Source organism: Bradyrhizobium lablabi (assembly GCF_018131005.1).
In the GTDB taxonomy this organism is placed as follows: Bacteria; Pseudomonadota; Alphaproteobacteria; order Rhizobiales; family Xanthobacteraceae; genus Bradyrhizobium; species Bradyrhizobium lablabi_D.
The window spans coordinates 213,405-233,229 of record NZ_JAFCJK010000004.1 but is presented as its reverse complement, the minus strand read 5'-3'; the positions used below and the strand labels follow the sequence as shown (position 1 = coordinate 233,229).

The 19,825-nt window shown below is 63.0% G+C and carries 13 protein-coding genes; 6 read left to right on the top strand and 7 right to left on the bottom strand.

Features of this window, described 5'->3' with window-relative positions:
- The first annotated feature begins 106 nt into the window (after positions 1–106).
- A complete protein-coding gene (locus JQ553_RS14155; RefSeq protein ID WP_312015142.1) occupies positions 107–2,128 on the top strand; it encodes an alpha/beta hydrolase domain-containing protein in 2,022 nt (673 codons plus the stop codon).
- 128 nt (positions 2,129–2,256) lie between these two features.
- Here the strand turns inward: JQ553_RS14155 and JQ553_RS14150 are convergent, their stop codons facing one another.
- The 5 genes from JQ553_RS14150 to JQ553_RS14130 form a co-directional block, all read right to left on the bottom strand.
- Positions 2,257–3,507, bottom strand: a complete 1,251-nt coding sequence (locus JQ553_RS14150) for an MFS transporter (protein WP_312015141.1) — start codon at positions 3,505–3,507, stop codon at positions 2,257–2,259.
- Positions 3,508–3,737: 230 nt separating this feature from the next.
- Entirely contained in the window at positions 3,738–5,000 is a 1,263-nt protein-coding gene (locus JQ553_RS14145; RefSeq protein WP_212500573.1) for an efflux RND transporter periplasmic adaptor subunit, read from the bottom strand.
- Complete coding sequence (locus tag JQ553_RS14140) at positions 4,997–8,188, bottom strand: efflux RND transporter permease subunit (RefSeq protein WP_212500572.1); 3,192 nt, start codon at positions 8,186–8,188, stop codon at positions 4,997–4,999. Before JQ553_RS14140 ends, JQ553_RS14145 begins: the two co-directional genes overlap by 4 nt.
- A gap of 506 nt (positions 8,189–8,694) precedes the next feature.
- Positions 8,695–9,546: a CmcJ/NvfI family oxidoreductase gene (locus tag JQ553_RS14135; RefSeq protein ID WP_212500918.1), complete on the bottom strand. Its 852-nt coding sequence runs from the start codon at positions 9,544–9,546 to the stop codon at positions 8,695–8,697.
- 435 nt (positions 9,547–9,981) lie between these two features.
- Positions 9,982–10,281 (bottom strand): HU family DNA-binding protein, encoded by a 300-nt coding sequence (locus JQ553_RS14130; RefSeq protein ID WP_212500571.1) that lies wholly within the window; start codon positions 10,279–10,281, stop codon positions 9,982–9,984.
- A gap of 421 nt (positions 10,282–10,702) precedes the next feature.
- Here JQ553_RS14130 and JQ553_RS14125 point away from each other — a divergent pair, with 421 nt between their 5' ends.
- The 4 genes from JQ553_RS14125 (at position 10,703) to JQ553_RS14110 (ending at position 15,985) form a co-directional block, all read left to right on the top strand.
- A complete protein-coding gene (locus JQ553_RS14125; RefSeq protein WP_212500570.1) occupies positions 10,703–12,316 on the top strand; it encodes an ABC transporter substrate-binding protein in 1,614 nt (537 codons plus the stop codon).
- A gap of 237 nt (positions 12,317–12,553) precedes the next feature.
- Complete coding sequence (locus JQ553_RS14120; protein WP_212500569.1) at positions 12,554–13,531, top strand: ABC transporter permease; 978 nt, start codon at positions 12,554–12,556, stop codon at positions 13,529–13,531.
- A gap of 1 nt (position 13,532) precedes the next feature.
- Positions 13,533–14,363 (top strand): ABC transporter permease, encoded by an 831-nt coding sequence (locus JQ553_RS14115; protein ID WP_212500568.1) that lies wholly within the window; start codon positions 13,533–13,535, stop codon positions 14,361–14,363.
- Positions 14,360–15,985 carry an ABC transporter ATP-binding protein gene (locus tag JQ553_RS14110; RefSeq protein WP_212500567.1) on the top strand — a complete coding sequence of 542 codons (1,626 nt, stop codon included), beginning with the start codon at positions 14,360–14,362 and terminating at the stop codon, positions 15,983–15,985. The genes JQ553_RS14115 and JQ553_RS14110 overlap by 4 nt, the downstream gene beginning before the upstream one ends.
- 59 nt (positions 15,986–16,044) lie before the next feature.
- Here JQ553_RS14110 and JQ553_RS14105 read toward each other — a convergent pair whose 3' ends face one another.
- Together JQ553_RS14105 and JQ553_RS14100 are read right to left on the bottom strand one after the other, a co-directional pair.
- Complete coding sequence (locus tag JQ553_RS14105) at positions 16,045–17,232, bottom strand: 6-phosphofructokinase (RefSeq protein WP_212500566.1); 1,188 nt, start codon at positions 17,230–17,232, stop codon at positions 16,045–16,047.
- A 190-nt stretch (positions 17,233–17,422) separates the two neighbouring features.
- Positions 17,423–18,724 (bottom strand): FAD-binding oxidoreductase, encoded by a 1,302-nt coding sequence (locus tag JQ553_RS14100; protein ID WP_212500917.1) that lies wholly within the window; start codon positions 18,722–18,724, stop codon positions 17,423–17,425.
- 75 nt (positions 18,725–18,799) lie between these two features.
- On the opposite strand from JQ553_RS14100, the gene JQ553_RS14095 reads away from it, so the two are divergent.
- Positions 18,800–19,654: a VOC family protein gene (locus tag JQ553_RS14095; protein WP_212500565.1), complete on the top strand. Its 855-nt coding sequence runs from the start codon at positions 18,800–18,802 to the stop codon at positions 19,652–19,654.
- The last annotated feature ends 171 nt before the right edge of the window (positions 19,655–19,825 follow it).

Below are 19,825 nucleotides of genomic sequence, written 5' to 3'. Positions count from 1 at the left end.
AATTGCCGAAATCCCGGCTCTTCTCGGCGCGCTACAAATGGTGGTAGTGTCCATGATCGAGCTGCCGGAATAGAGCCCCTCAGACTAATCTTCTCTGGCAGCGCCTGTGCCGAAGGCGGTGCGGGCGTTACCTTCATCATTGACCTGGAACCGCGCATTTGCGCGCCGTCGCTGGGAGGAAGAGATGAAGCGTATATTGCAGGGACTCGCTTTCGCGATAAGTGTCGCGGCTCCACCACAACCGGTGGACGCAAAGGTCGTCAAGTTCGAGATTCTACGCACCGAATCACCGGCATTCGAAGGCCGCATGTTCGGACCAGTGGGCACCTATGACCGAATTATCGCCCGCGCCACAATTGCGGTGGCGCCCGATGATCCGCACAATTCGTTGATCGTGGATATCGACCGCGCGCCGCGCAATGCGCACGGCCTGGTCGAGGCGGTGAGCGATGTCGAGATCCTGCGCCCGACGGTCGCCGCGAACGCAAATCGTCGTCTTTTCTACGAAGTGGTCAATCGCGGCAACAAGCTTGGGCTGGCGCTCTTCAATGACACCGGGGTTACAAACGATCTGGCCAAGGTGGCTGACGCGGGTAATGGCTTCCTGATGAGCCGCGGCTACACAGTCGTGTGGAGTGGCTGGCAGGGCGATACGGCTGCTGCGAGCGGGCGTCTTACGTTTTCGCCACCCATCGTGCCGCAGGTAACCGGCCTGGCGCGCGAGGAATTTGTTTTTGATCACCTGGACAATCCTGTGCTCGCAACGCTGAGCTATCCCGCTGCCGATCTCGATCCAGCGCACGTAAAGCTCTCCGTGCGCGAGCGCGAGAGCGACCCGCGAACTGCGCCAAACGACCTTTCGGTGAGGTTTGACGCCCCAAATCGGATTGCGATCAGCCGCCCTGCCGGCTTTGACGCCGGGGCGATCTACGAACTCATTTACCTTGCCAAGGATCCGAAGGTGATGGGGCTCGGTTTCGCGGCGACGCGCGATATCGTCTCGTTCCTTCGGCACGACGAGGCCGATGCAGAAGGCACTCCGAATTTGCTGGCCGGCCAGATCGATCGCGCCGTCGCGTTCGGCGCCTCACAGAGTGGCCGATACCTGCATGATTTCCTTTATCTTGGCTTCAACACCGATGAGGCAGGCCATGCCGTCTTCGAGGGCCTGATGCCGCATATCGCCGGCGGAAAGAAGACATTCACCAACTATCGCTTCAGCCAACCCGGCCGCTCGCCCTACCAGCACGCTGATACGGTATATCCGGGTTCGGAATTTCCGTTCACCTATCCAGTGATCACGGACAACCTCACAGGGCGCACCGATGGCCTGCTGGCGCGGTGTCTCGCTGCCGGCAATTGTCCGAAGATCATCAAGACCGACAGCGACATCGAGTTTTACCAGCAACGCGCATCCCTGGTGGCGACCGACACACAAGGCAATGCTTTGGCGATGCCTGACAATGTTCGGCTGTTTCTGATCTCCAATCTCCAACATTTCGCACTCGCAAATGACCGATCCGCGCCCACACGGACCTGCATGTTCCCGACTAACCCGCTTCATGCAGGCCCGCCAGCGCGAGCGCTGTTGGTTGCGCTTGATGCGTGGATAACGGACGGGACCCTGCCGCCCCCAAGCCGTTATCCAGGCCGAAACGAGGGCACGCTTGTGCCGCCGACTGCCGACGCGGTGGGCTTTCCGCAAATCCCGGGCGTTCGTTACTCCGGGCAGCTGACACGACCAACGGTTATCGATTTCGACGCGATGCCACCGGCCAAAGGAGCAGCCTATCCGATATTCGTTCCAAGTACCGACGGCGACGGCCGGAATATCGCCGGGGTGCGGCTGCCGACTCTGGAGGCCCCTATCGCAACACACACGGGCTGGAATTTCCGCAAGGCCGGATTTGCAGAGGGCGAGCTATGCGAGAACAACGGGTCGATGTTCCCGTTCGCGGCCACTCGCGACGAGCGGCTCAAAAACAACGATACGCGTCCATCGTTGGCTGAGCGCTATCCAAAAGAAGGCGACCGTGCTGCGGCTGTTTCGAAGGCCGCAAGGCAGCTCGTTCAAGACCGCCTCCTCCTGGAGCAGGACGTCGATCTGTTTATGGCAAACATCAATTAGATCAGGTTGGCACTCGCCGGAGACTACTCCGCGCGAATGTCGCCTTCGCGGTCACGAGCGGAAATGCTCTGACTGATCGTAAGATTTGTCGCGAGGGAAAACCGCGACACACTTTTCCGGATCATGCGTTAGACGGCTGAGGCCTTGGTGAAGATCAGGAACAGCACGGTCCCGATGACAAGCGCGGCCGCCATATACAGCAGCACCGCCGGCAGGCCGAACAGCGCCGCGACACCGGCGGTCGTCGACTGCATCAGCGCTGCGCCGAGGAAGAACGCGAGATTGACCGCCGAGAGCGCCTTGCCGGTGTTCTGGGCGTCGACGAGCTGGCGCGTCATGCCGAAGATCAGCGGCTGCGCGGACATCGCAAGGCCGATCAGCACCAGAAGCGTGAGGTCATAGCCAGGTGGCATCACCGTGACGCCGAACAGGTTCGAGACCGGATAGTGTGGCGCGCCCGCGGCCATCAGGGCGAGCAGCACTGCGCTGAAACCATGGGCCACCGCAACCATCGTGCGCCGGTGCCCGAGCTTGCGATCGAGCATGCCGACACAGATCGGACCCACGATCTGCGCCAATGTGAACGCGGCGAGCACGTTGCCGGCGTCGATGCGGCTCAGCGACTTCACGTCCATCAGCCACGGCCCGCCCCACAGGCCGCGCAGCACCAGCGATGCGCCGAGCGACACCAGCGACAGCGCGATCAGCCCGCGCAGACCGCGCGACAGCCCAAGCCGCAGCACCTCGGTCATTTGGGAGAGCGGCGAGGAATCATCGGCATGGGCGGCAGGCTGCCGCGGCACCAGCGCAAAAACCGCGACCAGCACGGCAATGCCGAAACCGGCTGAAACCCAGAATCCTGCGCGCCAGCCCAGGTGATCGACGACGTAGGCGAGCGGGCTCGACGACAGCAGCATGCCGATATTGCCGATCGACAAGATCATGCCGGACCACAGGCCGAACTTCGCGGCCGACATCTGCTTTGCGGCGAGCGTCATCGGGCACATCAGCATGCCCGAGGTCGCAACCCCGAGCAGGAGCTGTCCGAACAGGAACGTCACCGGCCCGACCGCGAGCGCCGACACCACGGTTCCGATCACGGTCCCGATCAGCAGACTGAGCGACACCGGCCGAACGCCGAAACGGTCCATGGCCGCGCCGACCGGCACCTGCGAAGCGGCAAAGGAGAAATGATAGACCGAGGTGAGGCTCGCGAGCGCCTGCGGCGAGGTGCCGAAGTCGGCCGCCATCAGATCCAGACTGATCGCCGGAATCGTCCGCAAAAGCGTCGACAACATGTGGCCGCAGGCCAATGCCAGAAGCGCTAAAATCAGTGCGCGGAAACCGATCTCCGCGCCGTTCCTTGCCGCGCCGTCCACGAATCGTCTCTTCCCTCAGCGTCCTGCGGAGGGCGTAACACTATTGGACGGCCGCCGCCAACTCGCGTGCGCCGGCGCTGTCAGAGCGCGTGAGACGAGGATGCGCTATCATCGCGCTCCGGCTCTTTGTTTGAGCGTGATCTCCGCGCAAACGCCTCGCGTTTGTCGCGAGGGAAAACCGCCACCCGCTCTTCCGGGTCATCTCCTAGAGGCGGATTCTGAAATCCGCCTCAGGATGTCCGCACCGGCTCAGGCTGCGTCCGCACCTTGGTACCGTCGGCAAGATCGACTGCCGGATTGAGGATCACCTGGTCACCGCGCTTCACCCCGGTGTTGATCAAAACCTCGCGTCCGAGGTCGCGTACCACGCCAATCTTGTGCAAATGCACCACACCGTTCTCGACCACCGCCACCTGCAGCCCGGCCTGGTTGAAGATGATCGCATCGGCGGACACCGTGAAGCTCGGCGTCTTGCGCGGAATATGCAGCTCGACTGTGCAATAGATGCCGGGCCTCAGCGCGCCATCCGGATTAGGAATGTCGACCTCGGTGAGCAATGTCCGCGAGCCGGGCTGGATAGCGTCCGCGATCCGCGTCACGGTGCCCGGAAACGCGCGGTCCGGGATTTCCGGCACATGGACCGCCGCATCGATGCCCGGCTTGACACCGAACGCGGAGTCCTGCGGCACGAACACCTGCGTGCGGATGACGCTGCCCTGCATGATCGTGAACATGAACGTGCCCGACGTGGCATCGGCCTGCACCAGGCTGCCGACATCGATATTGCGCTGGGTGATGACGCCGTCGAATGGCGCCACCACGCTCTGATAAAGCTTCTGCTGATGCAGCACCTGCAACTGGGCTTCCTCGGCCTTGACGTTGGCCTGCGCGACGGACACCGCGGCCTCCTGAGCCTTCAGCGTCTGCTCGTCGATCGAGCCTTGCTGCGCGGTCACCCAACCCTTCTCCACCAGCGGCCTGTCGCGATCCCAGGTGATCTTCGCAAGCACGCGATTGGCCTCAGCCTGCTGCAGTGCCCATTTGAGCTGGCTCAGCGTTGCCTCGGCCTGCGCTATCTGGTGATCGAGCTCGGGCGCCTCGATCTCGGCCAGTAACTGCCCCTGCTTGACCCGGTCGCCGATATCGACCTCGCGCTTGGTGATATAGCCGGAGGCGCGCGCGAAGATGTTGGCGGTAGCAAAGGCCGACGTGGTCGCGGGCAGCTTGACGACGTCGAACTCACCGCTCGGCTTCACGGTTGCGACGTGAACTGAGCGTACGAGGTCGCGCTCCTGTTCCGCGGCATCGGCGCTCAGGCGATACTGGGTCAAATGAGTCCAGGCGCCGGCAGTCAGTGCCCCCATCAACACCACCGCCACACCGACGACAATCAGGCGCCCTTTCCGACCGCGCCGCTCCGTATGCCCCGGTTGTTCCGGGGCGCGGTCGGTTTCGGCCGTGCCTTCGGTGTTGACCGGTCCGTTGAAATTCATTCCAGCACCTCGTCGAATACTCCGTGATGTGTCTTGCCGTCATTGCCCTTGCGCAGCATCGCAAACAGATAGGGCACGACCAAAAGCGTCGTCGGCGTCGCGAACAAGAGTCCGCCGATCACCGCGCGCGCCAGCGCGGCATTCTGCTCCTCGCCGGCACCCCCAATCGCCATCGGGATCATGCCGACGATCATCGCCGCCGCCGTCATCAAGACCGGCCTGATCCTGGTATGTCCGGCCTCGATCGCCGCCTCGAAAGCGGTCTTGCCTGCAAGCTGCTGCTCGCGCGCAAAGGTCACAAGCAGGATCGAGTTTGCGGACGCGACGCCGACCGCCATGATTGCTCCCATCAACGAAGGCACGTTGAGCGTCGTGCCGGTGATGAACAGCATGGTCAGGATGCCGCACAAGGTTGCCGGCAATGCCAGGATGACGACAAAGGGATCGCCGAAATTCTGGTAGTTCACGACCATCAGGAGGTAGACGAACACGGCGGCGAACAGGAGGCCGATGCTGAGGTTGACAAAGGCCCCATCCATGCTCTGGATCTGGCCGATGACCTGGATCCTGTTGCCGGGCTTCAGCTCCTTCTGCAGCTGCGCCACGACCTTGCTGATCTCGCTGGCCACGCCGCCGAGATCGCGGCCCTGTATGCTGGCGTAGATCTCATAGACGGGCTGGATGTTCGCCTGATTGGCATTTGTCGGAATGCTGGTGCGCTTGAAGGTCGCCACATTGCCGAGCATGCCGGGGATCGGTGTTTCGCTCTCGGTCGATGCCAGCGATGTCGAGACAGGCGTGTTGGCAAGATCATTCAGCGAAGAGATCTTGTTCTCCGGCGTTTGCACGGCGAGATAATAGGGAATGCCCGATTTCGGATCGGTCCAGAAATTCGGCGTCACCTGCTCCGACGAGCTCAGGCTGACATTGACGTTGTTCGCGATCGTGCTCGCGTTAAGCCCGAGCTGGGCCGCGCGCGCGCGATCGATATCGGCGAGGAACGCCGGCGCATCGACCTCCTGTTGCAGATGGGCATCGACGATACCTCTGATCGCCGCAATGCGCCGGCGCAACTCCTTTGCGACGCGCAGGTTGTTCTCCCGGTCATAGCCGACGGTGCGGACGTCGATCTGCGACGGCAGCCCGAAATTGAGGATTTGCGTGACGATGTCGGCGGCCTGGAAATAGAAGGTCTCCTCGGGGAAGGAAGTCGGCAGCAGCTCGCGCAGCTTCCGCACATACTCGGCGGTCGGCCGGTGGCCCTCCTTCAGCGACACCAGGATCACGCCATCGTTGACGCCGATGGTCGAGCCATCCGTGAAGGCGAGATTGTAGGAGCGCGCCGGCAGCCCGATATTGTCCACGATCAGCTCGCGTTCACTGTCCGGGATGACCTCGCGAATCCGGTCCTCGACCTGCTGGAAAATCCGCTCCGTGGCCTCAATGCGGGTTCCGGCGGGCGCGCGGACGTGAAGCTGAATCTGTCCGCCATCGATCACGGGAAAGAAATCGCGGCCGACCATCGGAAACAGCGCGACGCCAAGTCCGCCCATTGCGAGCATACCGGCCGGAATGATGAATCGGTGCCTGAGCAACTCGGTAAGCGAGCGCGAATAGGAATGGCGCATCGCTTCGAAACTGCGCTCGAATGCAGCGTGGAAGCGCGCAAACAGGCCGCGCGGGGCCTCGCCGGCGGGGCCATGATGCTCGCCCTTGAGCAACAGGCCAATGACAATGGGCGTGAGCGTCCGCGATAGACCGTAGGACGCCAGCATCGCGAACACCACCGCAAGCCCGAGCGGCGTGAACAGAAACTTGGCCGGTCCATCGAGGAACACCACGGAGGTGAACACGCAAGAGATCGCAAGCGTCGAAACCAGCGTCGGCACAGCAATGCCCGCGGCGCCGTGCAACGTCGCCTGCGGCAGTGGTTGGCCTTCTTCGGTGAGGAGCCGATGGGTGTTCTCAATGGTGACGGTAGAGTCGTCCACCAGGATGCCGACCGCCAGCGCGAGCCCGCCGAGGGTCATGGTGTTTAACGTCTCGCCGAGGAAATAGAGCACCACGAGCGAGGTCAGGATCGACAGCGGGATCGAGATCATGACTACGACGGTCGATCTCCAGGATCCAAGGAACAGAAGGATCATCAGCGCGGTCAGCGCGGCGGCGATCGCCCCTTCTCGCAGCACGCCCAGCACCGAGTCCTTTACAAACACGGATTGGTCGAACAGCTCGGTGATCTTCATGCCCGACGGTGCCGCGGCACGCGCCGTCTGCAGAGCCTGATGCACGGCATTGACCACGGCGACCGTTGAGGCATTGCCGTTCTTGATGATCGAGAGCAGGACCGAGCGGCGGCCGTTGTTGCGCACTACGTTCTGCTGCACCAGCCATCCGTCATGAACCTGGCCGACGTCCCTGACGAAGACGGTCGCCCCGTTCACGACCTTGATCGGGATATTGTTGAGATCGTCGATGGACGGAGGCGTGGCGTTGGTGCGAACGACATATTGCGTCTTACCGAACTTTGCCGTACCTGCCGGCAGCGTCAGGCTCTGCGCGTTGACCGCGTTGGCGACGTCGAGCGGCGTCAGGCCCTTGGCCAGCAATTTTGAGGGGTCGATATCGACCATGATCTGGCGGTATTTGCCGCCCGCTGGCGTCGGCAGCGTAATGCCGGGGATGGGGGCGAGCTGCTGGCGGATGCGGTAGATGCCGTAATCATAGAGCTGCTGTTCGCTCAGCGTGTCGGAGCTCAGGCTGATCTGCAGCACTGGCACGCTGGAGGCATTGAACTGCACGATGGTCGGCGGCTGGATGCCGGGTGGCATCAGCGCGCGGATCGCATTGGTCGCCGAGACGATCTGCGAAATCGCGAGGTCGAGATTGACGTCGGGCTGGAAGTAGATCTTCTGCACCGACAGACCAGCCATTGTCTGCGCTTCAATGTTCTTGATGCCGTTGACGTTGGCGCTAATCGAGTACTGGCTATAGGTGGTAACGCGCTGCTCCATCTCGGGCGTGCTCAATCCCGTATAGCTCCAGATCACCGTCACCACGGGGATGTTGATCTCCGGGAAGATGTCGGTCGGCATCTTGATGGACGCGATCGAGCCCAGAAACAGAATTAGGGCGGCGACGACGTAGAAGGTGTGCGGAAAGCGCAGCGCAAAGCGAACAATGCCCATGATCCGTCCTCACGCATTCCAAGGACGGACTAGGTACGGTATTCCGCGCATGCATAAAGAGGTAGACAGGATCAGAATCAAATTGCTTCTGGACATTGGCAGGCGTTCGCGTGTGCGTGGACGTTTATGCTGGCCCGCCAATGCGTTTCCCAAAGTTCTTTTCTTCGAGGTTTGCTCTGAATGTCGTGCACACAAGGCCAACGCAGCGAGGGCCCCTGTTCAGTCGATCAGGCGCCCGCCGCTACACCTCTTGCTATGTCATTTAGGACGGCTCGGTCGATATTGCAGGGTGCGTCGCCGGCACCGCATCAAGAAGACCCAGGCCGGGTGACAAGAATCGGTGATGTGAAGGCGCGGCTGGTTCAAGAATAGTTGAGGACCTCAACTATGATGAACAGCGGCGGAGAACTCCGGGCTCGCCCGCAATTGGACATATCGGCCAAACACTCGCACCGAAATGTAGCACATCGGCAGCCACCGTTGCTCTCCCCGCAAGCGGGACGAGGTCAACCTGGCTGCCTATGGAACACCAACGTCCGCACTTCGATGCTCTCGCGCGGCGCGGCGTCGGCCGGCGTGGTCGGATCGACGAACGCCGTGTGCGGCCCAAACCGCGTGCGGCCATCGGTTGCCGAGTCGTAGCATTTGAGCAGGATCGCCTCGTCGGGCATCATTTCCCGGAAATAGAACCAGCGATGGTTCGGGTTGTACTTCACCGAATAGTTCTCGCCGTTGCGGTTCGGATAAATGAGGTCCGAGGCGATGAGATCGCCGGGCGCGACCGTGGTGCCGTCGGCCATCGCGAGCGGTGAATCTTGCAAGGGGCCACGGATCGGGCGCCACAGATTGATCACCTGCACGCGGCCCTTGACGAGTTCCTCGGCCTCGTCGGGCAGATGCTCAAAGACGCGGTTGCGGCCCGAGACACCGGTCTGGTCGACATGCACACGCGTCGCGGGCTGGCGGGGCCCGGCCCCCCTGATGTCGGCGGCCCCCTCCACGCGCTTGCGCACCGTATGATCGAAGATGAAGACGCGGTCCGCCTTCAGCACCGCTTTGAGGAAGGCCTCGACGGCAGGATAATAGACGTTGCGGACTTCCTTGTCGTCGTAGAAATCCTTCACGATGGTCGGATGCCTGACGAGGGCAAATCCCTCGCGATCGAGCGAGAAATTTTTGGCGATCAAGCGTGCATCGAAGATCGGAACGATATGAGGTTCTGGAAGAGCGGTGGACTTGGGTTCGCCGGACGGCGGATCGAACGCGTAGGTTCTGGGTTTTCCCGGCATCGGCGCCAGGTAATTCAGTTCAGCGGTGACGAACGGCAGCGATTCGATATGAGTTTGTTGAAGGCCCACGGTGATCTCCCCGGACTCGATTGTTCGTTCTTGTCGATTTCGGTGAGCGCACCCGTCGCGACAAGGCCGCCGCGAAAAAAGCAACGTTGCCGTTCCCGTCAGTAGGAAACGGAAAAAATTGTTCGACGCCGGGCGTACCGCGTGGATGGTTATTTCGAGGGGGTATGCGTGAGCGGCGCCCGCGAGGTCCGTGCCGCCTTGCCGACGGCGCCGGCCGTCGCATTGCCGCGCAGGCGGCTTCAACTGTGTCGACGCCCGGCGAACGACTCGCGCCCCGCTGGTGATGCCGTTGACCGACCAATCGAACTCTGCGGACCGGAAAATGGCTGATGCCGGGTTCGTCGCAATCGGCGACCCCGGCAAGTCAACGGCGCAGCCACCGCGACCGGGCGATTCAGAAGCAAAAGGCCTCCGTCACCGGAGGCCCTTCGTTTCCTAAACCGCGTCCTTGGCGGCCTTGACCGGCCGTGCGCGGACGATCTTCCTGGCCGGCTTGGCCTTGAACATCATCTCCTCGCCCGTGAAGGGGTTGGTGCCCTTCTTCGCCTTGGTCGCAGGCTTCTTGACCACGACGAACTTTGCGAAGCCCGGGACGAGAAACACCCCGTTCTTCTTCAGCTCCTTGTGGCCGACGTCGACGAGTGTCTCCAACACATTCTTGACGTCGCGCTTGGAAAGTTCGGTGGTGGTCGCGATCTTCTCGATCACTTGCGACTTCGACATTTGGGTAGCCATGGTTGCTCCATTGATTCTGGAGTGGGCACGATATGGCGGAAAACGGCTAAATAAACAGGGTTTTTCGCATTCTAACAGCAATATCGTTGTGGACAGGCACCCGAATCGTCGATTTTTTCAGGGTTTTTCGAAGTCAAGGCGCTTCAGACCCCTAGAAAAACAGGGTTTTCACGCTTCGCGGCGGCCGCGAAAACTGGTGCCGCGGAGAATCACCGCGCAGAGCTCGGTCGCCGGATTGCGCTCCAGGCAGGCAGGATTCAAGTTGCCGGTGGGGCGGCGCTCTACTTCAGGTTCCGGAAATGATCTTCCGAAAGGCCGGGACATTAGAAAATGACTCGAGTTCTCCTTCCATCGTAACATCGGTCACAGGCCGCCGCGATCAAGCGCAAGGCCGCCAGATGTGAGCCTTGGAGACCCGCGTATGGACTTGCCCCGTCTTGAGATCAACCGCCGCACGGCACTTTTGACCTCGGCCGCGATCGCCGCCAACGTCATCAACCCGATGCGGGCGTTCGCGCAGGAAACCCCGCGCAAGGGCGGCGTCTTCAACGTCCATTACGGCGCCGAGCAGCGCCAGCTCAACCCGAGCATCCAGGCCTCCACCGGAGTCTACATCATCGGCGGCAAGATCCAGGAAAACCTGGTCGACCTCGACGCCGACGGAAAGCCGGTCGGCGTGCTCGCCGAGAGCTGGGAGGCGACGCCCGACGGCAAGACCGTCACCTTCAGGCTGCGCAAGGGCATCACCTGGCACGACGGCAAGCCGTTCACGTCAGATGACGTCGCCTTCACCGCAATGAACATGTGGAAGAAGATCCTCAACTACGGCTCGACCCTTCAGCTCTTCCTCACCGCGGTCGACACCCCCGACCCGCAGACCGCGATCTTCCGCTACGAGCGGCCGATGCCGCTCAATCTGCTGCTGCGCGCGCTACCCGACCTCGGCTATGTCTCGGCAAAGCATCTCTATGAGGGCGGCGACATCAGGCAGAACCCGACCAACCTCGCGCCGATCGGCACCGGCCCGTTCAAATTCGTCAAATATGAGCGCGGGCAGTACATCATCGCCGACCGCAATCCGGACTATTGGAGGACCAATGCGCCCTATCTCGACCGCATCGTCTGGAAGGTGATCACCGACCGCGCGGCGGCGGCGGCGCAGATGGAGGCCGGCGAACTGCACTACAGCCCGTTCTCGGGGCTGACGATCTCGGACATGGCGCGGCTCTCCAAGGACAAGCGGTTCGTCGTCTCGACCAAGGGCAATGAGGGCAACGCCCGCACCAACACCATCGAGTTCAATTTCCGGCGCAAGGAGCTTTCCGACATCCGAGTCCGCCGCGCCATCGCGCACGCGATCAACGTCCCCTTCTTCATCGACAACTTCCTCGGCGACTTCGCAAAACTCGGCACCGGGCCGATCCCCTCGACCTCAAGCGATTTTTATCCGGGCCCGAACACGCCGCAATATCCCTATGACAAGGCCAAGGCGATCGCCCTGCTCGATGAAGCCGGCTTCAAGGCCAGTGGCGGCAACCGCTTCTCGCTCAAACTTCTGCCGGCTCCGTGGGGCGAGGACATCTCGCTGTGGTCGACCTTCATCCAACAGTCGTTGTCGGAAGTCGGCATCCAGGTCGACATCGTGCGCAACGATGGCGGCGGCTTCCTGAAGCAGGTCTATGACGACCACGCCTTCGATCTCGCCACCGGCTGGCACCAGTACCGCAACGATCCGGCAGTCTCGACCACGGTCTGGTACCGCTCCGGCCAGCCCAAGGGCGCACCCTGGACCAACCAGTGGGGCTGGGAGGACAAGGCCGTCGACGGCACCATCGACAATGCCCTGACCGAGCTCGATCCCGCCAAACGGAAGGCGCTCTACGCCGAGTTCGTCAAGGAGGTCAACACGGAGCTGCCGGTCTGGATGCCGATAGAGCAGATATTCGTCACCGTGATCGCGGCCAGGGCGCGCAACCATTCCAACACCCCGCGCTGGGGCTCGACCAGCTGGCACGATCTTTGGCTTTCGGCCTGATCGGTTATCCGTCTGGGCCGGCCCACTTCGCCCTCTCCCCGTTCTTGCGGGGAGCGGTTGGGGTGAGGGGCTCCCTCCACCACGTTACTCCGTCGATAGACCTGTACCCCCTCACCCGAAATTCAAGCTGCGCCTGAATTTCGACCTCTCCCCGCAAGCGGGGCGAGGTGACCGAGAGACCAGCGCCATCGACGCGCACCAGTGTCCACTCCGTTCGAAAGCGCTATAGATAAAGGCATGCGCATCCTGAGCCTTGCGGGGCGGCGGCTCGCCGCGTCGATCCCGACCCTGTTCCTGATCCTGATCGGCGTCTTCCTGCTCCTGCAGCTCGCGCCGGGCGACACCGTCGATGCGCTGATGGCGCAGATGGGCGGCGGCGATGCCGCGACAGCGCGGGAGCTGCGCAAGTTCTACGGGCTCGACCTCTCGGTCCCTGCGCAGCTTGCCAACTATCTTTGGCGGCTGGTGCGGCTCGATCTCGGCTTCTCCTCGATCTACGGCAAGCCGGTCGCAACCGTGATCCTGGAGCGGCTGCCGCCGACCATCCTGCTGATGACGGCGTCGCTGTCGTTCGCATTCTTCTTCGGCCTCATATTCGGCGTGATCGCGGCGCGCGGCGTCAACCGCTGGCCCGATACGCTGATCTCGACGCTCGGCCTGATCTTTTACGCCACCCCCTCGTTCTGGTTCGGGCTGATGGCGATCGTGGTGTTCTCGGTCTACCTGCAGTGGCTGCCGCCCGGCGGCTTCGAAGACATCGGGACGGTGCAGACCGGGATCTGGCGCATCGCCGACATCGCGTCGCACCTCGTGCTGCCGACCCTGACGCTCGGGCTGATCTTCCTCGCGATTTACCTGCGCATCATGCGCGCCTCGATGCTTGAGGTATCGAACCTCGATTTCGTCCGCACCGCGCGCGCCAAGGGGCTGGACGAAACCCATGTCGTCACCCGTCACGTGTTGCGCAACGCGCTGCTGCCGATGGTGACGCTGATCGGACTGCAGGCCGGCACCATGCTCGGCGGCTCGGTCGTGGTGGAGAGCGTGTTCTCGCTGCCCGGCCTCGGCCGCCTGGCCTACGAGTCCGTCGTGCAGCGCGACCTCAACACATTGCTCGGTATCGTGTTCGTCTCCGCGCTGCTCGTCATCACAGTCAATTTCATCGTCGACCTGCTCTACGCGCGGCTCGACCCGCGGATAGCGGCGGAGGGCTGAGATGGACGCCATGAAACGCTATCTCCGCAGCCCCGCCGCGGTGATCGGCCTGATCCTGCTCCTGTTCGTGATCGCGATGGCGATCAGCGCAGGCCTCCTTTATCCGCGCGATCCACTGGCGCTCGCCGGGCGGCCACTGATATGGCCGTTCTCCAACCCGCGCTTTCTGCTCGGTACCGACAATTCGGGGCGCGATATCGCCGCGCAGATATTCTACGGCGCGCGGATATCGCTGCTGATCGGCGGCGTGGCCACTGCGATCGCGATCGTGATCGGCATCCTGGTCGGCGCGTTCTCCGGCTACTATGGCGGCTGGGTCGACAATGTGCTGATGCGGATCACGGAGGCGTTCCAGACGCTGCCGAACTTCGTGCTGCTGCTCGTGCTGGTCGCCGTGTTCGGTTCGACGCTGACCACCGTAACGATCGCGGTCGGCGTGGTGTCGTGGCCCGCGCCTGCGCGACTGACCCGTGCCGAATTCCTGTCGCTGCGCAACCGCGAATTCGTGCAGGCCGGCAAGACGCTCGGCATGAAGGACATCCACCTCATCCTCGGCGAGATCCTGCCCAACGCGCTGCCGCCGGTCATCGTCTACGCCAGCGTCGTGATGGCGGTCGCGATCCTTCTTGAAAGCGCGCTCGCCTTCCTGAGGCTCTCCGATCCCAACGTTGCCTCCTGGGGTAATCTGATCGGCCTCGGCCGGGACGTGCTCAGGGTGCAATGGTACGTCTCCGCGATCCCCGGCATTGCGATCCTTGCTACCGTGCTCGCGGTCTCCCTGGTCGGCCAGGGGCTGAACGACGCGCTCAACCCGAGGCTGAAGGGCCGATGAGCGATGCCGTCCTATCGCTCGACGCCCTGACGGTGCGCCTGCCAAAGGGCGCGGACCGGCCGCATGCGCTGTCGGACGTCACGCTCTCGATCGCGCCGGATGAGATCCTCTGCGTGGTCGGTGAATCCGGCTCGGGCAAATCGATGATGGCGAACGCCATCATGCGGCTGCTGCCGAACGAGGTCGCAATCGAGCGCGGACGGATGATGTTCGACGGCCGCGATCTCTGCGCGGCGGGCCCCGCCGAGATGCGCGAGGTGCGCGGCGCCGGGATCGCGATGATCTTCCAGGAGCCCATGACCGCGCTCAATCCGCTGCGCACCATCGGCGACCAGATCGCCGAGATGTTTTCCATCCACACCAGCCTGTCGAAGGCAGAGATCGAGGCGCGGGTACTGGCGTTGCTCGAGGACGTCCGCATTCCCGATCCGAAAGCCGCGGCAAAAGCCTATCCGCACGAGCTGTCGGGGGGCCAGCGCCAGCGCGCCATGATCGCCATGGCGCTGGCGCTCGATCCGAAACTCCTGATCGCGGACGAACCGACCACGGCGCTCGACGTCACGACGCAGGCGCAAATCCTGAAACTGATCCGCGACCTGCAAGGGCGCAAGAAGACGGCAGTACTGTTCATCACCCATGATTTCGGCGTGGTCGCCGAGATCGCCGACCGCGTGGTGGTGATGCAGCACGGCCTGATCGTGGAACAAGGCGCCGCCGCCAGCGTGCTGAACGATCCGCAACACGACTACACCAGGCAACTCATCGCCGCCGTTCCCCCGTTGACAGCGCCGCCGCCGCGTATCCTCTCAAACAAGGACATCCTGACGATCACTCACGTCTCGAAAACCTACCGCACCGGCGGCTTCCTCGGCCGTGGCGCGCGGGTCACGGAGGCCGTGAAGGACGTGTCGCTTCATCTGCCGCGTGGCGCGACGCTCGGCATCGTCGGCGAATCCGGCTCGGGCAAATCGACGCTCGCGCGCTGCATCGTGCGGCTGATCGACCCGGACGCCGGCGCCATCCTGCTCGACGGCAAGGACTGGGCGAAGCTGTCGCGCGACGACATCAGGCGCGAGGCGCGTCATATCCAGATGGTGTTCCAGGATCCCTTCGCCTCGCTCAACCCGCGCCGCAAGGCGGCCGAGCTGGTGGCGCAGGGACCGATCGTGCACGGCACGGATCGCGTGACCGCGATCGCCGAGGCGCGAAAGCTGTTCGCGCTGGTCGGCCTCGATCCGTCCGCCGGCGACCGCTTTCCGCACGAGTTCTCCGGAGGCCAGCGCCAGCGTATCGGGCTTGCGCGCGCGCTGGCGCTGAAGCCGGATGTCTTGGTGGCCGACGAGCCGGTCTCGGCGCTCGACGTTTCAGTACAGGCGCAGGTATTGAAACTGCTCGCCGAACTGCGTCAGCAGCTCGGCCTCTCCATCATCTTCATCACGCATGATCTGCGCGTCGCCGCGCAAATCTGCGATCTCGTCGCTGTGATGAAGGACGGCGCGGTGGTCGAGCACGGGCCGACCGCCGACGTATTCGGCAATCCACAGCAGCCCTATACGCAGGCGCTGCTCGCCGCGATCCCCGGCGGCGATTTCACGCGGGAGCACGACACGACGGCCATCTAGCCGGGCCCGCAGCGACGCATCCACAATAGCCAGACAAGCTCGATTCGGTTACCTGTCGCCTATGATGCGCGGGTGAGAAAGATCGGCAATCCCCGCTTGTTGGAATAGAGAGGACGATAGCGCTCCGTGTTGTACGTGCTGGCGACGTCCAGTTTGCGCGGCCCGAGCTTGGCGTCGGGGATCGGTACGAGGTCATAGCGGCCCTCGACCAGTGCCGACATAAGCCCGGTCTTGCCTTCCAGGACGGCATCGTAGGCCATGTTGCCGAACGTCATGGCAACGAGCTTGTCGATGAAATCCGGATCGCCCGACCGCAGGTCGTAAGTGAGGTCGGAGACGATGGTCTCTTCGCCGGCGCGCCGCTTGATCTCGTCGGCAAATGCTTCGGCGACGCTCGCCTTCTTGCGGTGACCGTAGGCGTCAGACTCGCCGTATTCCTGCACCTTGTAGCCTTCCCACTCTGCGCCCTCGCTGAGCACGATCAGCGCGTAGTTGCTGGGGTTGGTGCGCTTGTCTTCGAGCAGCAATTGGATCAGGCGGTCGAGATTGACCTTGTACTCCGGTATGACGCATCGGATCGAGGTCGCGTAGGCGGTGTAGAGTGCTGTAAATCCGGCATCGCGACCAAAGACGCGAAAAATGCCAATTCGCTCGTGCGAGCCGACAGTAGTGCGCTGCCGCTGGATCGCATCGCTGGCGCGGGTGATCGCGGTCGAGAATCCGATGCAGTATTCGGTATTGCGAACGTCGTTGTCCATCGTCTTGGGGATGGCAATGATCTTGACGCCGAGTTCATTGAGCTTGTCCGCATAACTGAGCGTATCGTCGCCGCCGATGGCGATCAGATGCTCGATGCCGAGCCCCGCGAGATTCGTCAGCACCTGGCCGGTGAGGTCCCACGTCTTGGTCACGACGGTGCCCTTGGTGCTCTGGGTAACCGGAAAGTCCTGGCCCGCCAGATGATCGGGAAGTTTTTTCATGTTGAACGGATTGGTGCGGCTCGAGTGCAGCACAGTGCCGCCGCGCCGGTCGATGGTGCGCGTGTTTTCGCGGTTCAGCGGGATGACGTAGTGGGATTTGCTGGCGGGGTCGTCGAGGTTCAGGTGCGTCAGGGCCTCCCAGCCGCGCCGGAGACCGACAACCTCGATGTCGTCCTCGCTGCCGCGATAAGTCACGCTCTTGATCACTGCGTTGAGGCCGGGGACGTCACCGCCGCCGGTGAGAATACCAATGCGCTTCCTCGCCATGCCCACCTCCCAGAGTCGGTATGTTGCAATAACGCGGACGTTACGCCGTCGTTTCCTTGAGACCGTCCGCCCGCGATACGATAACGGACATCGGCGCGCCGGTGAGGCTTGCCAGGACGCGCCGCAATATCCTGGAAGCACGACATTTCCCAGAAATCGATCGCCACTTGGCGATACCGGGCCCTCCACTCTACATTTCCCGGGCGTCGCGTCGGCGGTAGACCAGGAGCATCAGCGGCGCAAGCCTGCGAAGCAGGCTGTGCGCCTGGATCGTGACCGGCTCGCTGAAAGGCAGCGCCAGCTCGACCTCCGGCACGCCGCGCACGGCCTTCGCCAACTCCCGGCCAAGCGGCATCGTGAGCGCGACGGCGCGGCCGTTGCAGCCAGTCCAGCCATAGGCATTGGGTCCGAGCCTGTGGATACGCGGCAGGAAGTCTGTGGTCATGCCGACATAGCCGTTCCAGACATAGTCGAATGACACCTCGCCGATCTGCGGCCAGAGGCGCTGCAGCCGTTCGCTGAGCTCGGCCTTGAGTCGCGTGGCCTTGTCGCCCGGGCCGATCACCGCGCCTCCGGTGACGAGGCGGTTGCGGGCGTCGTAGCGCGCGAAATAGAGCTCGCCATGGGTATCCGACATCGCCTGGCGGCCCGGGATAATGGTCTTGCGGACGTTGTCCGACAGCGTCTGCGTCGCCATCTGCCACGACAATACCGGCATGACCTCGGTTGCGATCTGCGGGACCAGCGATTTGTGGAATTCGCCGCTATAGGCGTTGGTGGCGACCACCAGCGCGCGGCCGGAAATTTCGCCCCTCTCCGTCTTCACCACCCATTTGTCGTTGCGCCGCTCGAATCCTGTCGCCGGCGAGCGGGCATAGATGCGCGCGCCAAGGCCGAGCACGGCGCGCGCAAGGCCGCGCGCCAGTGCCAGCGGATTGATGTGGCCGCCCGACCTGTTCCAGAAGCCGCCATACCACGCATCCGAACCCAAGATATCGCGGACCTGCTCGCGCGACAGAAGCTCGACCGGCGCTCCGAATGCCGACCATTGCCGCACGCGCCGCTCGGCGATCTTGATACGGCCGGGTGAATGCACCGGCTGCACCCAACCGGCCTGTTCGTGTTCGGCTTCGATTTGATAGCGCCTGACGACATCGAACAGATCAGCGGCGCTGTCACGCAACATGCCGACGAAGCGCTCGCCGGCGGCGCCATGGGTCGCGATGATGTCCTCGGGATCCGGCCGCGACAGCGTCGGGATGACCTGTCCATTGTTGCGGCCCGAGGCGCCCCAGCCCGGCTCCATCGCTTCAACGATCGCAACATCGACGCCGGCCTCACGCAGATGCAACGCCGTCGACAGACCCGTGAACCCGCCACCGATGATGACGACATCGGCCTGCCCTGCGCCGTTCAGTTCGGGAAGTTCGGGCCCCGGCGGCGTCACCGCAGCCCAGAGCGAATTGGGCCAGCCCACGGCGTTGCTGTCCATCATGATCCTTCCTTGCGGGCCCCTGAACGTTCTGGTTAGCTTTAGTCCCTCATTCCAGCCCGGGAAAGACCAGAAGTGGCACTCAAGAACGTCATCGGAATCGATCATGCCGTGGTCATGGTGAAGGATCTCGACAAGGCCGCTGCGAACTACAAGCGGCTCGGCTTCACGATCTCGCCGCGCGGCACCCACAGCGCCCACATGGGGTCGGGCAATTACACCATCATGTTCGATCCGGACTACATGGAATTGCTCGGCGTGCTGACGCCGACGGAACATAATGCTCCCGCGCGCGCGTTCCTGGAAAAGCGCGGTGAAGGCATCGAGCGCATCGCCTTTACCGCAGTCGACTCGGCCGCCGGTGCCGAGGAGATCCGCGCGCGCGGCTACACGCCGATCGGACCGACTGACTTCGAGCGTCCGGTGACCCTGCCCGATGGCACGGTCTCTGCGGCAAAATTCCGCACCTTCCAGTGGCCGACCGCGGAGGCGCCCGGCGGCGTGCGCATCTTCGCCTGCCAGCACAAGACGCGCGAGACGGTGTGGATTCCCGAACTGATGACGCACGCCAACGGGGCAAAGCGTCTCAAACAGGTGCTCATCGTCTCGCCCGAGCCGGCGGCCGACGCCGCGCATCTGTCAAGGATGATCGATGTCGCGGTGAAGAATGAAGCCGACGGCGCCGTTGCAGTGCCATCGGGCGGGGATCGTGCCGACTTCGTGTTGCTGACCAGGGACCAGCTCGGCAAGCGCTACCCTGGCGTGTCGCTTGACGGCCTGCCCGAACGCGGCGGCGCCGGTCTCGTGATCGCTGCCGATCTTGCGGCGACCGAGAAGGCCCTTGGTGCGGGCGGCGTCCGCAGTGGCAGCAGTATCTGCGTGCCGCCGGCTGCGGCAAACGGGACGCTGCTCGCCTTCGTCAGGGCATAGGCCCGTCCAGATGCTGCAGCATAGCGGTGCCGCGCACATTGAGGCTGGGCATTCGATCCGCGCATATGCGATCACGATGCGATTCTGTCGAATCGCATCACGATCTCATGTGTTTGTTTGAGCACGATCCTTTTCGGAAAACCGCTACATACTTTTCCGGATCATGCTCTA